Here is a 13010-nt window from a genome sequence, read left to right on the forward strand (position 1 = left end):
GGACACAGTCTCCCCTACGTAGGCTGGCCGTATGGAGACGGGGAGCGGGGAAATTGGTGAGGTGACGGCGGCCGAGCCGGTGTGGCGGGGGCTTCCGCCGGGGCTGCTGCGGATGCGGCGGCTGCTGCTGGTGGTGTGGCTCGGGGCGGCCGCCCTCGCCGCCGGGCTGCTGCTCGGCCTGCTCGCCGGGCCCGCCTGGGCCGCGTTCGCGCTGCTGCCGCTGGCCCTGATGGCGTGGGGCTGGGTGCTGCTGGGCCGCAACTGGCGGTCCTGGCGCTATGCCGAGCGCGCCGACGACCTGCTGATCAGCCGCGGTGTGCTGTGGCGCGAGGAGACGGTGGTGCCGTACGGGCGGATGCAGCTGGTCGAGGTCACCTCCGGGCCGGTGGGGCGGCACTTCGGGCTGGCCGGCGTGCAGCTGCACACCGCGGCCGCCGCGACCGACGCGGTCATCCCCGGCCTCGACCCGGCCGAGGCGGAGCGGCTGCGCGACCGGCTCACCGAGCTGGGCGAGGCCCGATCGGCGGGCCTGTGACGGCGCCGGGCGCCGCCGGCGAGGTACGGCAGGAGGAGCCCGTGCCGGAGCGGCGGCTGCACCCCGTGACGCCGTTCCGGCGGGCGTGGGCGCCGGTCGCCGTCCTCGCCGGGTGGGCCGTGCACGACCCGAACCAGACGCAGCAGCAGCTGACCAGGCTGACCACGACCATGCTCCTGGCCGGGCTCGCCGTCCTGGTTCCGGCCGCCTCCCTCTACGGCTTCCTGTCCTGGTGGTTCACGCACTTCGCGGTGACCGGCACCGAGCTGCGCATACGGACGGGTTTGGTTTTCCGACGCACGGCGCACATCCGTCTGGAGCGCATCCAGGCCGTCGACGTCACCCAGCCGCTGCTCGCGCGCGTGGCGGGCGTCGCCAAGCTGCGGATCGACGTCGTCGGGGCCGACAAGAAGGACGAACTGGCCTTCCTGGGCGAGGACGAGGCACGCGCCCTGCGCGCCGAACTCCTCGCTCGCGCGGCCGGTTTCGCGCCGGAGGCGGCGCGCGAGGTGGGCGAGGCGCCCGCCCGCGAGCTGCTGCGCGTGCCCCCGCGCGAGCTCGCGATATCCCTGGCCCTGACCGGTGCGACCTGGGGTTCGCTGGCCGCCGCGCTCGTCGTGCCGCCGGTGCTGTGGCTGGCCACGAACAGCGTGTGGACGGTCCTCGCCACCGGGCTGCCGCTGCTCGGCGCGGCGGGCGCGAGCAGCGCGGGGCGGTTCGTCGGGGAGTACGACTGGACGGTGGCCGAGTCCCCGGACGGGCTGCGGATCGATCACGGACTGCTGGACCGTACGCACGAGACGGTGCCGCCGGGGCGGGTGCAGACCGTACGGATCGTCGAGCCGCTGCTGTGGCGGCGGCACGGTTGGGTGCGGGTGGAACTGGACGTGGCCGGGTCGTCCAACTCCGTCCTGGTACCGGTGGCCCCGCGCGCGATCGCGGAGTCGGTCGTCGCGCGCGTGCTGCCCGGGGCGACCGTGCCCTCCGCACCGGTACGACCGCCCCGCCGGGCCGGCTGGTGCGTGCCGGTCTGGTGGCGGGGGCACGGCATCGCGGTCACGGACACCGCCTTCGCCGCCCGGCACGGCCTGCTGCGCCGCAGCCTCGCCCTGGTCCCGCACGCCAAGGTCCAGAGCGTACGGCTCACCCAGGGCCCCTGGGAGCGCCTGTGGCGGGTCGCCGACGTCCACGTGGACACTGGAGCCGACAAAACCGTGACAGCACGGCTGCGGGACGCGGAGGAGGCGGCGGCGCTGCTGCGGGGTCAGGCGGAACGCTCCCGGACGGGGCGCCGGCACGCGGGCCCGGACCGGTGGATGACGTCGGCTCCGCCGGAGAGCTGACGCTGCTGGTGCCGGGGCCGGCGCTGAGGGATGCCGCCCGCGCCCGGACGCCGCCCCGGCGGGGCGCTGCGCGCGGCTGAGCGGACGGCTTTACGCCGGGTTGGTCACGGCGCACGGCCGGCCCCGGCGCGGCGTTCGAGAACGAGGCCGTTCAGGCCGAAGCGCGGTCTGGGACGCAACCCCCTGCGGGGCGCGGGGGCGGCCCCGCAGGGGGTCCGGGGCGGAGCCCCCGCAGAGGCCCGGAGAGAAGCCCAACAGAGGCCCGGAGCAGAGCCGCGCAGCGGGGCAGATGCCCCAGAGAGGTCCCATGGGACGGCGCCCCTGGCGGGGTCGTAGGGACGGCGCCCCGGGGGATGGGAACGGGTAGGGGCGGCGGGGGCGGCAAACCCCGCTGGGGCTCGCGTCGCCGCCAGGCGGACGGCAGGGCGCGGGCCCCCACGAGGCGCCCTCGGCGAGGCTCAGGAGGCCGCGCTGCGCAGCCCCTGCACGTCGATCTGTTCCGTCTCGTCGTGGGCCGTCAGGTCGATGACCTGGCCGACGGACCGGGACTCCGCGTCGGCGGGCTTGAAGTGGGCCTCGGACTCGGCCTTGTGGAGGGCGAGGGCCTCCTGGCCGACCACGTCGGCGAGGTCCTCGTTCTGCACGGCGTCCAGCGCGGGGGAGGGCGAGCCCTTCTGGGTGCCGAAGAAGTCGAAGCCGCCCCCGGCCGCCGGGCGCCGCACGGGCGCGGCCGGTACGACGGCCACCGCGGTCGGCACCGTGAAGTGCCCGGTGGGCTGCCCTGTGGCCCGCGAAGCGGGCGCGGCGGTGCCGGCCGGAGCCGTCGTGGTGGTGGCGGCCGCGTGCCCGTGCTCGTCGACCGCCTCCGGCTGCCCCTGCCCCTCGTCCTCCTGTGTCTCCGTCACGTCCCCGTCAGCGCCGTCCCCTTTGGCAACGGCCTCAGCCCCGGCCTCCGGAGCCTCGTCACCGGCGTCGAACCGGGCCAGCGCCACCTTGGCCCGCAGGAACAGCTGGGAACCCTCCGGCGAGAACACCCCGGATGCCGTGGGCTCGGCCGCGGCGTCCTCGGCCGGAGCGGTCGCAGCCCCGTCCTCCTCCGACACGCGCGCCGGCGGCAGCGCACGCGCCGACGACGGCTCCGCGGCCTCTATCTCGAGCAGCCGCCGCCCCTCCAGCGCGCTGGCCCGCTCGGTCTCCGCCGTGGCGTACCGGCGCAGCAGCGCGGCATGCTCGTTGCGCAGGGCCGCCAGCTCCGCCCGCTTGGCCCGCAGCCGCTGCTCCAGCTTCCCGCGCAGCTCGCGGGACTCCTCCAGGTCGGTCTCCAGTTCGGCGACCCGCTCCTCGTACCGCCACTCGTCGCTCGCCCGCGCGCGCGTGAGGTCGGCTACCTGCCTGCCGGCCTGCGCGTCCCAGCGGCGCATGACGACGGCACCGGCGACCGCCGTCACCGCGGCGGCCGCGGCCAGCGAGCGGAGCACCAGCTGCTCCGAGAACACCCAGGGGCCCAATGCGCAGACGACGGAGACGCCTGCGATCGCCGACGGAGGCAACAGCCTGTGCAGGGGCGGGGAATGGCGGTGACGTCCACGTGGCATGGCCAGAAACTTACCGCGAGTAGGCGATTCTGGCGCCCCCGCCCCGTAAAAACACGGCCTTTCAGCGGTCACTGAGCCGCCCGCTCATCCACTGCAGCGTCGCCGGGATCTCCCGCCGCCAGGTGTTGAAGTTGTGGCCGCCGCTCTCCAGGATGATCGACGAGATCCTGGTCAGGTTCGTGGCCCGCACCTGCCCTATGAATTTCAGCGTGTCCTTGTAGTTGGACTCGCCGATCTTGCTGCTGCTGACGAGCAGTGAGGTGTCCGGCGCCTCCTCGTGCTTGAGGCACCACCACAGGTCGGAACGATTCCGCAGGGTCCTGTCACCGTGGAAGAGGTCACCGGTCGTGGGGTCGATCGGCGCCTTGTAGTAGGGAGACAGGCCCGCGCCCGCCGCGTACACGTCCGGATGGTGCATGGCGAGCTTCAGTGCGCAGTAACCGCCCGTGGAGTCCCCGATGATCCCCCAGCTCCCCGGCTTCTTGCCCACCCTGTAGTGGGCCAGTACGGCATCGGGCAGATCCTTGGCGAAGAACGTCTCCGTCTGCGGCCCGCCCGGAACGTCCACGCACTCCGTGTCGCGCGGCGGCGCCACCGTCGGCCGCAGCATGACGAGGATCATCGGCTGCATCCGGCCGTCCTTGGCCAGCTGCTGCGCCGTGCCCGGGTAATGCAGTTTGTCCACCAGCGCCTGCGCGGTGCCCGGATATCCGGTCAGGACGACGGCCGCGGGGAAGGTACGGGTGCGGTACCGCGGCTGGAAGTACTCCGGCGGCAGGTACACGTACGCCGGTGTGGCGATGTGGGTCGTACGGCCCACGATGTCCACCTTCTGGACCTGCCCGGCCGTCTGCGGCCGCGTTCCGCTCACCCCTGTCACCTTCTGCGTGGAGAGCACCTGGAGCGGGCCGCCGGTGCCGCCGTTGGTCGTGTGGTCGACGACGACACCCTGGTCGGTCTCCCGGCCGAACAGGTCCGCCCAGCTGGCGTAGAAGCCGAAGGCCTGGTTGGCGGCGATGCCCACGGAGGCGAAGAGCATCACCTGGGTGGCGAAGAGGAGACCGACCCGCCCGCTGACGGACCGCCAGCCGCTCCTGGCCAGCCGTGGCCACAGCCACACCGTGCCGACGAACAGCAGGACGGCGAGCGCGATCGCCACCACCAGCACTTTGTTGCTCGTGAGACCCATGGTCTGTTCCTGCCTGCGCTTTCCGCCCGCGGCCCGCCGACGCAATCGTCACGAGGGCTTGCCCCGGGCTTTCCTTGGGCTTTGAACCGGCTTTCCGGCGAGGAAGGAACCTCCTCCCCCGAGACACCGTCCTAGAGGGCGCAATGTCGCCGGATGCCCGAAACGGGCACCGGGCTCAAGGTCTCTCGCAGAACTACGGGATGCGATGTCTGTCAGGATAGATGGGGAAATCTCGGGCGGGGTTCCGAGCCGATCAAGCTGGGCGCGGCGCATAGTCCGTGGTCCGCGTCCCGAGGCCGCCCCCGCACTGGTCGGCAGGGCCTGTGCGGTCGTGGGGCTCCTGGACATTGCCGCGGGCGTGTTCCCGCGCTTCCGTCACAGCCGTATGCACGCCATGGCGGAGGTGCTGCCGGGCTCCTTCGGCCCGTTCGCCGCGGCGCTCTCGCTCAGCGCGGGCGTGCTGTTGCTGCTGCTCGCGCACGGGCTCAGACGGCGCAAGCGCCGGGCGTGGCGGGCCGCGGTGGCGCTGCTGCCGGCCGGCGCGGCGGCGCAGTTCGTGTACCGGCACTCCCTCACAGGAGCGCTGATCTCGCTCGCGCTGCTCGTACTGCTGCTGCGCCACCGCGACGAGTTCGCGGCCCTGCCCGATCCGCGCAGCCGGTGGCGCGCGCTCGCCAACTTCGTCCTCATGAGCGCCGGTTCCCTCGTCCTCGGACTGGTCATCGTCAGCGTCCACCCGAACCGGACGATCGGCGACCCGAGCGTGGCCGATCGCCTGACACACGTCCTCTACGGCCTGTTCGGCTTCGAGGGCCCGGTGAACTACGAGGGCAACACCTCCTGGACCGTCGCCTTCTCCCTCGGCGCCCTGGGCTGGATCACCGCGGTCACCACCATCTACCTCGCCTTCCGCCCCGAACACCCGGCCGCGCGGCTGACGGACGAGGACGAGGCCCGGCTGCGCGCCCTGCTGGAGAAGCACGGCGGCCGCGACTCCCTCGGCCACTTCGCGCTGCGCCGCGACAAGGCGGTCGTCTTCTCGCCCAGCGGCAAGGCGGCGGTGACATACCGGGTCGTGTCGGGCGTGATGCTCGCCAGCGGTGACCCGATCGGCGACGTCGAGGCCTGGCCGGGCGCCATCGAGCGGTTCATGGACGAGGCCAAGGCCCACTCCTGGACCCCCGCCGTCATGGGCTGCTCGGAGACGGGCGGCGAGGTGTGGACCCGCGAGACCGGCCTGGACGCCCTCGAACTGGGTGACGAGGCGGTGGTGGACGTCGCGGATTTCTCGCTCGCCGGACGCGCGATGCGCAACGTGCGACAGATGGTCAAGCGCATCGAGCGGGCCGGCTACGAAACCCGGGTACGGCGCATCGGTGACCTCGGCGAGGCCGAACTGGACCGTATCCGGCGCGCGGCGGAGGACTGGCGCGGCACCGACACCGAGCGCGGCTTCTCCATGGCGCTCGGCCGCATCGGCGACCCCGCCGATGCGGACTGCCTGATCGCCACCGCCCACAAGGCCGACGCCGAACCGGGGCCCTACGGCGACCTCAAGGCGATCCTGCACTTCGTGCCCTGGGGCACCGACGGCGTCTCCCTGGACCTGATGCGGCGCGACCGCTCGGCCGACCCCGGCATGAACGAGCTGCTGATCGTCGCCGCGCTCCAGGCGGCCCCGAAGTTCGGCATCACGCGCGTGTCGCTGAACTTCGCGATGTTCCGCTCGGCACTCGCGCGTGGGGAGAAGATCGGCGCCGGCCCCGTGCTGCGCGCCTGGCGCGGGCTGCTGGTGTTCCTCTCCCGCTGGTTCCAGATCGAGTCGCTGTACAAGTTCAACGCCAAGTTCCAGCCACGCTGGGAGCCGCGCTTCGTGGTCTACCGGGCCTCCGGTGACCTGCCCCGCATCGGCTTCGCCGCCATGCAGGCGGAGGGCTTCGTCAACCTCGCCCTCCCGCTGCCGCGCTTCCTGCTCCGCCGCTCCGCCGCCGCCCGTCCGTGTTCCCACGCGCTCGCGGAACGCGACGTCCGCGACGTCCGCGACGTCCGCGACGTCCGGGCGGCGTGACCCGACCGGCCCGGGCGGAAGCCCCCTCCAGCCCGGGGGCTTCCGCCCGAGCCGCGCACTCGGCCGTCCCCGGGCTGGGCCTACGCTGAACGTATGAGCAACCAGAGCGGCCGCGGCCGAGTGGCGGGCCTTCCGGCATGGGACCGCTGCGCGGTCATGGGGGTCGTGAACGTGACCCCCGACTCCTTCTCCGACGGCGGCCGCTTCTTCGACACCACGGCCGCCGTCAAGCACGGACTCGAGCTGGTCGCCGAGGGGGCCGATCTGGTGGACGTCGGCGGCGAGTCCACCCGCCCCGGCGCCACCCGCGTCGACGAGGCGGAGGAGCTCCGGCGCGTCATCCCCGTCGTGCGCGGCCTCGCCTCCGAGGGCGTCGTCGTCTCCGTCGACACCATGCGCGCCCGGGTCGCCGAACAGGCGCTCGCGGCCGGCGCCGCCCTCGTCAACGACGTCAGCGGCGGCCTCGCCGACCCGGCGATGATCCCGGTGGTGGCCGAGACGGGCGCCCCCTTCGTCGTCATGCACTGGCGGGGCTTCCTGCGGGACGGCAACGTCAAGGGCGTGTACGACGATGTCGTCACCGAGGTCGTCGACGAGCTCCGCGCGCGTGTGGAGGCCGTCCTGGCGGGCGGCATCGCCCCCGACCGCATCGTCGTCGACCCCGGCCTCGGCTTCTCCAAGGAGGCCGGACACGACCTGGCCCTCCTCGCCCACCTCGACCGTCTGCACGCCCTGGGCCACCCCCTGCTGGTGGCCGCCTCCCGCAAGCGTTTCCTCGGCCGCGTCCTCGCCGGCCCGGAGGGCGCCCCTCCCCCGGCCCGCGAGCGCGACGCCGCCACCGCGGCCGTCTCCGCCCTCGCCGCCCACGCCGGCGCCTGGGCGGTGCGCGTCCACGAGGTACGGGCCACGGCGGACGCGGTACGGGTGGCGCGGGCGGTGGAGGGGGCACGCGCCACAGGGGCCACGCCGGATTCCGACGCACGGCCCGGGGCGCCGAGCGCCGGGGACTCCCCCGCCGAGGCGCCGCAGGCACCGGTGGAAGGAGCCCGGTGAGCGCCCCCCACACCGACGTCGAGCAGGTGGAACTCGCCAACACCGCCTTCTACGAGGCGATGGAGCGCGGTGACTTCGAAGAACTGTCCTCGCTCTGGCTCACCCCGTCCGACCTGGGCGTCGACGAGACGTTCCACGACCCGGCGGACGTCGGCGTGGTCTCCTGCGTGCACCCGGGCTGGCCGGTGCTGACCGGTCGCGGCGAGGTCCTCAGGTCGTACGCGCTGATCATGGCGAACACCGACTACATCCAGTTCTTCCTCACCGACGTGCACGTCTCCGTCACCGGCGACACCGCCCTCGTGACCTGCACGGAGAACATCCTCAGCGGCGGCCCCGCCCCCGAGGGCGGCGAGGAGCTCGGCCCCCTCGTCGGCCAACTCGTCGTCGCCACGAACGTCTTCCGCCGCACGCCCCTCGGCTGGAAACTCTGGTCCCACCACGCGTCCCCCGTTCTGGCCGAAAACGACGAGGCCGAGGACGACGACACACCCGCCTGAGTGGGTAGGCGGCCCGCAGGGACCAAGAAGTGGTTGGAATCACGAACCCGCGGGTAGGTGCGGCTACCAGCCTGTGAGCCACCGGGTTCCGCAGGGGAAACGCGCGATGAACCCTCCCGGTCCCGCCGCCGGCCCACGCCCCCGCGGCCCGGTTCTGGCCGAGGCCGCGGGTAGATTCGTCCGAGGCCGGTGTGCCGCCCGCACACGGCACGGACCGGCCGTTACCGACGACTGCAGGAGTGATTCGCGTGGATCGTGTCGCGCTGCGCGGCCTGAAGGCCCGCGGGCACCACGGTGTGTTCCCCAAGGAGCGCGAGGAGGGCCAGACCTTCATCGTCGACCTCGTCCTGGGACTGGACACCCGGCCGGCCGCGGCCGACGACGACCTGGCGAAGACCGTGCACTACGGCATCGTGGCCGAGGAGGTCGTGGCCGTGGTCGAGGGCGAGCCGGTGAACCTCATCGAGACGCTCGCCGAGCGCATCGCCCAGGCCTGCCTGAAGCACGAAGGGGTCCAGGAGGTCGAGGTCCGCGTCCACAAACCGGACGCCCCGATCACGGTCCCCTTCGACGACGTGACCGTCACCATCACCCGGAGCCGAGTATGACCGCATCCTTCACGCAGGGTCCCACCGACCCGACCGTACAGCCGGTGCCCGCCTCCGTCGTCGAGAAGGTCGACGCCGCCGACACCACCCTGCAGAACCCCCGGCTGGCCGTGATCTCCCTCGGCTCCAACCTCGGCAACCGCCTGGAGACCCTCCAGGGCGCCATCGACGCCCTCGAGGACACCCCGGGCCTGCGGATCAAGGCCGTGTCACCGGTGTACGAGACGGAGCCGTGGGGCGTGGAGCCCGGCAGCCAGCCGTCGTACTTCAACGCGGTCGTGGTCCTGAAGACCACCCTCCCGCCGTCCTCCCTGCTGGAGCGCGCGCACGCCGTCGAGGAGGCCTTCAACCGGGTCCGGGACGAGCGCTGGGGCCCGCGCACCCTCGACGTCGACATCGTCGCGTACGCCGACGTCACCTCCGACGACCCGCACCTCACCCTCCCGCACCCCCGCGCCCACGAGCGCGCCTTCGTCCTGGCGCCCTGGCACGACGTGGACCCCGACGCCCAACTGCCCGGCCGCGGCAAGGTCGCCGACCTGCTCGGCGCCGTCACCCGCGACGGCGTCGCTGCCCGGGGGGACCTGGAACTCCGACTGCCCGAGTAGTCGTTAAGGTCAAGACGACCGACACACGGGCACACTGGGGCGGGCCGCCCACGGCCACGGTCCGGGGGAGCTGAAGGGACATCGTGAAAGAGCTGCGCATCAGGGTGCTGGCCGGCGTGTTCGTCGTGGCCGGCGTCCTGTCCTGGGCGGGCGCCCGCCTGTGGAACTCGATCGGGACCCTGCCCAGCGTCCCCGTGGCCGCCCCCATCGTCCTCGCCCTGATCGCCGTGGTCCTGCTGTCCACGGCGTTCTCGCTGCGCGCCCGCCTGAAGGCCCAGCGCGAGCGCCGCCCCGGCGCCAAGGGCGTCGACCCCCTGATGGCCGCCCGCGCGGTCGTCTTCGGCCAGTCCAGCGCCCTGGTCGCCGCCCTCGTCGCCGGCATGTACGGCGGCACGGGCGTCTTCCTCCTGGCATTCCTCGACGTTCCCGCCCGCCGCGACCAGGCCATCTACGCGGCCTTCTCGGTTCTCGCCGGCATCGCCGTGGTAGCGGCCGCCCTCTTCCTGGAGCGGGTGTGCAAACTCCCGGAGGACGACGACGAGAACCATCCGGGGGCGGAACCGGTGGCGTGACCCGCCCGCGTCACGTCGACGTGCCGGCCGCCGGTCAGCGCGCCATGATGAGACTCATCGCCTCGTTCCGCGTCGCCGCGTCCCGCAGCTGGCCGCGCACCGCCGACGTTATGGTCTTCGCGCCCGGCTTGCGGATACCGCGCATCGACATGCACATGTGCTCGCACTCGACGACCACGATCACACCCCGCGGCTCCAGGATCTCCATCAGGGAGTCCGCGATCTGCGTGGTGAGTCGTTCCTGCACCTGGGGGCGGCGGGCGTAGACGTCCACGAGCCGGGCCAGCTTGGACAAACCGGTGATCTTGCCCGTGACGGACGGGATATAGCCGACGTGAGCGACTCCCCTGAACGGGACGAGATGATGCTCACACGTGCTGTACACCTCGATGTCCTTCACGAGCACCATCTCGTCGTGGCCCAGGTCGAACGTCGTCGTCAGCACGTCCTCGGGCTTCTGCCACAGCCCCGCGAAGATCTCCTTGTACGCCCGCGCCACCCGCCCCGGCGTCTCCTGCAGGCCCTCACGGTCCGGGTCCTCGCCGACCGCGATCAGGAGCTCGCGTACGGCGTTCTCGGCGCGCTTCTCGTCGAACTCGCCGATCACGCCCTCGCCGTCCAGCGTCACGGGGTCGGTCATGTGGTGCCTCGTTTCATGTGCGGGTCACGCGTGTGGGCCACGCGCCTCATCTGCGGACATGCGAAATGCCGCGCCCCCCAGGCTAGAACCTGGGGGGCGCGGCAATCATTCCGGTCCGGGAACGGTCAGCTCTCGGGGCGGTCCTCCGGGGCCGACTCGGTCGCCGGGGCGGATTCCGTCGCCGTGGACTTGACCGTGCTGATCGCCGGGGTCGCGCCGTTCGCCCCGTTGGTCAGTGCGAGCTCCTTCGGGGAGAGCACCGGCGGACGGGTGGAGGGCGTACGGCGGGAGGAGCCGGTCCAGGCGGGCCGCGGCGGGCGCTTGACGATCGGGGCGAAGATCTCGGCGATCTCCTCCTTGCCCAGGGTCTCCTTCTCCAGCAGCTGGAGCACCAGGTTGTCGAGGACGTCGCGGTTCTCGACCAGGATCTCCCAGGCCTCGTTGTGCGCGTTCTCGATGAGCTTCTTGACTTCCTCGTCCACCAGCGCGGCGACCTCTTCCGAGTAGTCACGCTGGTGAGCCATCTCACGTCCGAGGAACGGCTCGGTGTTGTCGCCGCCGAACTTGATCGCGCCCAGGCGCTCGGTCATGCCGTACTGCGTGACCATCGCGCGAGCCGTGGCCGTGGCCTTCTCGATGTCGTTCGCCGCGCCCGTGGTCGGGTCGTGGAAAACCAGCTCCTCGGCCGCGCGGCCACCCAGCATGTACGCCAGCTGGTCCAGCATCTCGTTGCGCGTGGTCGAGTACTTGTCCTCGTCCGGCAGGACCATCGTGTAGCCGAGGGCACGGCCTCTCGACAGGATCGTGATCTTGTGGACCGGGTCGGAGTTCGGGGAAGCCGCCGCGACCAGGGCGTGACCGCCCTCGTGGTACGCGGTGATCTTCTTCTCCTTGTCCGACATGATCCGGGTCCGCTTCTGCGGGCCCGCGACCACGCGGTCGATCGCCTCGTCCAGCATCTTGTTGTCGATGAGCTTCTGGTCGCTGCGGGCCGTGAGCAGCGCCGCCTCGTTCAGCACGTTCGACAGGTCGGCACCGGTGAAGCCCGGCGTGCGGCGGGCGACCGCGGCCAGGTCGACGTCCGGGGCGACCGGCTTGCCCTTCTGGTGGACCTTGAGGATCTCCAGACGGCCCTGCATGTCCGGGCGGTCGACCGCGATTTGGCGGTCGAAGCGGCCGGGGCGCAAGAGGGCCGGGTCGAGGATGTCGGGCCGGTTCGTCGCGGCGATGAGGATCACACCGCCCTTGACGTCGAAGCCGTCCATCTCGACGAGCAGCTGGTTCAGCGTCTGCTCGCGCTCGTCGTGACCGCCGCCGAGGCCGGCGCCGCGGTGGCGGCCGACCGCGTCGATCTCGTCGACGAAGACGATCGCCGGGGCGTTCGCCTTGGCCTGCTCGAACAGGTCACGGACTCGGGAGGCACCGACACCGACGAACATCTCGACGAAGTCGGAGCCGGAGATCGAGTAGAACGGCACGCCCGCCTCGCCCGCGACGGCCCGCGCGAGCAGGGTCTTGCCGGTGCCGGGCGGGCCGTACAGCAGCACGCCCTTGGGGATCTTGGCGCCGACGGCCTGGAACTTGGCCGGTTCCTGCAGGAACTCCTTGATCTCGTGGAGCTCCTCGACGGCCTCGTCCGCGCCCGCGACGTCCGAGAACGTCGTCTTCGGGGTGTCCTTGGTGATGAGCTTCGCCTTGGACTTGCCGAAGTTCATGACCCGGGAGCCGCCGCCCTGCATCTGATTCATCAGGAACAGGAAGACGACCACGATGAGGACGAAGGGAAGCAGGGAGAGCAGGACGCCGAGGAACGGGTTCTGCTTGGACGGCGACACCGTGTAGCCGTCCGGAATCTGCTTGTCCTGGTATTTGTTCTGCAGCGTGCTGGCGATGGCCACGCCCTGGTCGCCGATGTAGCTCGCCTGGATCTTCGAGCTGCCGTCGACCTTCACACCGTCCTTGAGTGTGACCTTGACGGTCTCCTCGTCGCCGGTGGTGAGTTTGGCCGACTCGACCTTGTTCTCATTGATCGCCGCCACGACCTGGCCGGTGTCCACCGTCTTGTAGCCACCGGACGAGCCGACGACCTGCATCAACACGACCACGGCAAGGACGGCCAGCACGATCCACATGACCGGCCCACGGAAGTATCGCTTCACGTCCATCCATACGGAGCGGTGCCGCCCCGTCCCTCCTGCCACAGTGAGTTTGATAAGACAGTTCTTCTGACGGTACCCCAGCATTGTCGCCCGAAGCCGCACGATGTTGCGCGGGCGGCCGGCAATCCCGTCTCTGCATG

Annotated in this window: 12 protein-coding genes; 8 read left to right on the forward strand and 4 right to left on the reverse strand. The window is 71.9% G+C overall.

What is annotated here, in order from left to right:
• Positions 1–31 precede the first annotated feature (31 nt).
• On the forward strand, positions 32–535 hold the full coding sequence (locus ACIBBH_RS38105) for a PH domain-containing protein (protein WP_399412847.1): 504 nt from the start codon (positions 32–34) through the stop codon (positions 533–535).
• Positions 532–1878, forward strand: a complete 1347-nt coding sequence (locus ACIBBH_RS38110) for a PH domain-containing protein (RefSeq protein ID WP_399412849.1) — start codon at positions 532–534, stop codon at positions 1876–1878. Before ACIBBH_RS38105 ends, ACIBBH_RS38110 begins: the two co-directional genes overlap by 4 nt.
• 458 nt (positions 1879–2336) lie before the next feature.
• Here ACIBBH_RS38110 and ACIBBH_RS38115 read toward each other — a convergent pair whose 3' ends face one another.
• Together ACIBBH_RS38115 and ACIBBH_RS38120 are read right to left on the reverse strand one after the other, a co-directional pair.
• Positions 2337–3473 (reverse strand): hypothetical protein, encoded by a 1137-nt coding sequence (locus ACIBBH_RS38115; protein WP_399412851.1) that lies wholly within the window; start codon positions 3471–3473, stop codon positions 2337–2339.
• A 61-nt stretch (positions 3474–3534) separates the two neighbouring features.
• Complete coding sequence (locus ACIBBH_RS38120; RefSeq protein WP_399412853.1) at positions 3535–4662, reverse strand: alpha/beta hydrolase; 1128 nt, start codon at positions 4660–4662, stop codon at positions 3535–3537.
• A 229-nt stretch (positions 4663–4891) separates the two neighbouring features.
• Between ACIBBH_RS38120 and ACIBBH_RS38125 the strand changes: the two genes are divergently transcribed.
• The 6 genes from ACIBBH_RS38125 (at position 4892) to ACIBBH_RS38150 (ending at position 10071) form a co-directional block, all read left to right on the forward strand.
• Positions 4892–6730: a phosphatidylglycerol lysyltransferase domain-containing protein gene (locus tag ACIBBH_RS38125; protein WP_399412902.1), complete on the forward strand. Its 1839-nt coding sequence runs from the start codon at positions 4892–4894 to the stop codon at positions 6728–6730.
• Between the two features lie 93 nt (positions 6731–6823).
• Complete coding sequence (gene folP / locus ACIBBH_RS38130; protein WP_399412855.1) at positions 6824–7783, forward strand: dihydropteroate synthase; 960 nt, start codon at positions 6824–6826, stop codon at positions 7781–7783.
• A complete protein-coding gene (locus ACIBBH_RS38135; protein ID WP_399412857.1) occupies positions 7780–8283 on the forward strand; it encodes a nuclear transport factor 2 family protein in 504 nt (167 codons plus the stop codon). The genes folP and ACIBBH_RS38135 overlap by 4 nt, the downstream gene beginning before the upstream one ends.
• A 248-nt stretch (positions 8284–8531) precedes the next feature.
• Complete coding sequence (folB, locus tag ACIBBH_RS38140) at positions 8532–8891, forward strand: dihydroneopterin aldolase (RefSeq protein WP_166001081.1); 360 nt, start codon at positions 8532–8534, stop codon at positions 8889–8891.
• Positions 8888–9499, forward strand: coding sequence for a 2-amino-4-hydroxy-6-hydroxymethyldihydropteridine diphosphokinase (gene folK / locus ACIBBH_RS38145; RefSeq protein WP_399412859.1), 612 nt, complete (start codon positions 8888–8890; stop codon positions 9497–9499). The genes folB and folK overlap by 4 nt, the downstream gene beginning before the upstream one ends.
• 83 nt (positions 9500–9582) lie before the next feature.
• Entirely contained in the window at positions 9583–10071 is a 489-nt protein-coding gene (locus ACIBBH_RS38150) for a DUF3180 domain-containing protein (protein WP_399412861.1), read from the forward strand.
• 34 nt (positions 10072–10105) lie between these two features.
• Here the strand turns inward: ACIBBH_RS38150 and folE are convergent, their stop codons facing one another.
• The gene (gene folE / locus ACIBBH_RS38155) at positions 10106–10711 is read right to left on the reverse strand and encodes a GTP cyclohydrolase I FolE (protein WP_399412863.1); all 606 of its coding nucleotides are present in this window, start codon (positions 10709–10711) and stop codon (positions 10106–10108) included.
• A gap of 125 nt (positions 10712–10836) precedes the next feature.
• Positions 10837–12876 (reverse strand): ATP-dependent zinc metalloprotease FtsH, encoded by a 2040-nt coding sequence (gene ftsH, locus ACIBBH_RS38160; protein ID WP_399412865.1) that lies wholly within the window; start codon positions 12874–12876, stop codon positions 10837–10839.
• Positions 12877–13010 lie beyond the last annotated feature (134 nt).

Source organism: Streptomyces sp. NPDC051636 (assembly GCF_044453765.1).
Classification (GTDB): Bacteria; Actinomycetota; Actinomycetes; order Streptomycetales; family Streptomycetaceae; genus Streptomyces.

Bases quoted from the DNA above. Each gene is read 5' to 3' on its own strand.
- folP (WP_399412855.1), top strand. From the start codon at position 6,824: ATGAGCAACCAGAGCGGCCGCGGCCGAGTGGCGGGCCTTCCGGCATGG.
- ACIBBH_RS38120 (WP_399412853.1), bottom strand. From the start codon at position 4,662: ATGGGTCTCACGAGCAACAAAGTGCTGGTGGTGGCGATCGCGCTCGCC.
- ACIBBH_RS38115 (WP_399412851.1), bottom strand. From the start codon at position 3,473: ATGCCACGTGGACGTCACCGCCATTCCCCGCCCCTGCACAGGCTGTTG.
- ftsH (WP_399412865.1), bottom strand. From the start codon at position 12,876: ATGGACGTGAAGCGATACTTCCGTGGGCCGGTCATGTGGATCGTGCTG.
- folK (WP_399412859.1), top strand. From the start codon at position 8,888: ATGACCGCATCCTTCACGCAGGGTCCCACCGACCCGACCGTACAGCCG.
- folE (WP_399412863.1), bottom strand. From the start codon at position 10,711: ATGACCGACCCCGTGACGCTGGACGGCGAGGGCGTGATCGGCGAGTTC.
- ACIBBH_RS38105 (WP_399412847.1), top strand. From the start codon at position 32: ATGGAGACGGGGAGCGGGGAAATTGGTGAGGTGACGGCGGCCGAGCCG.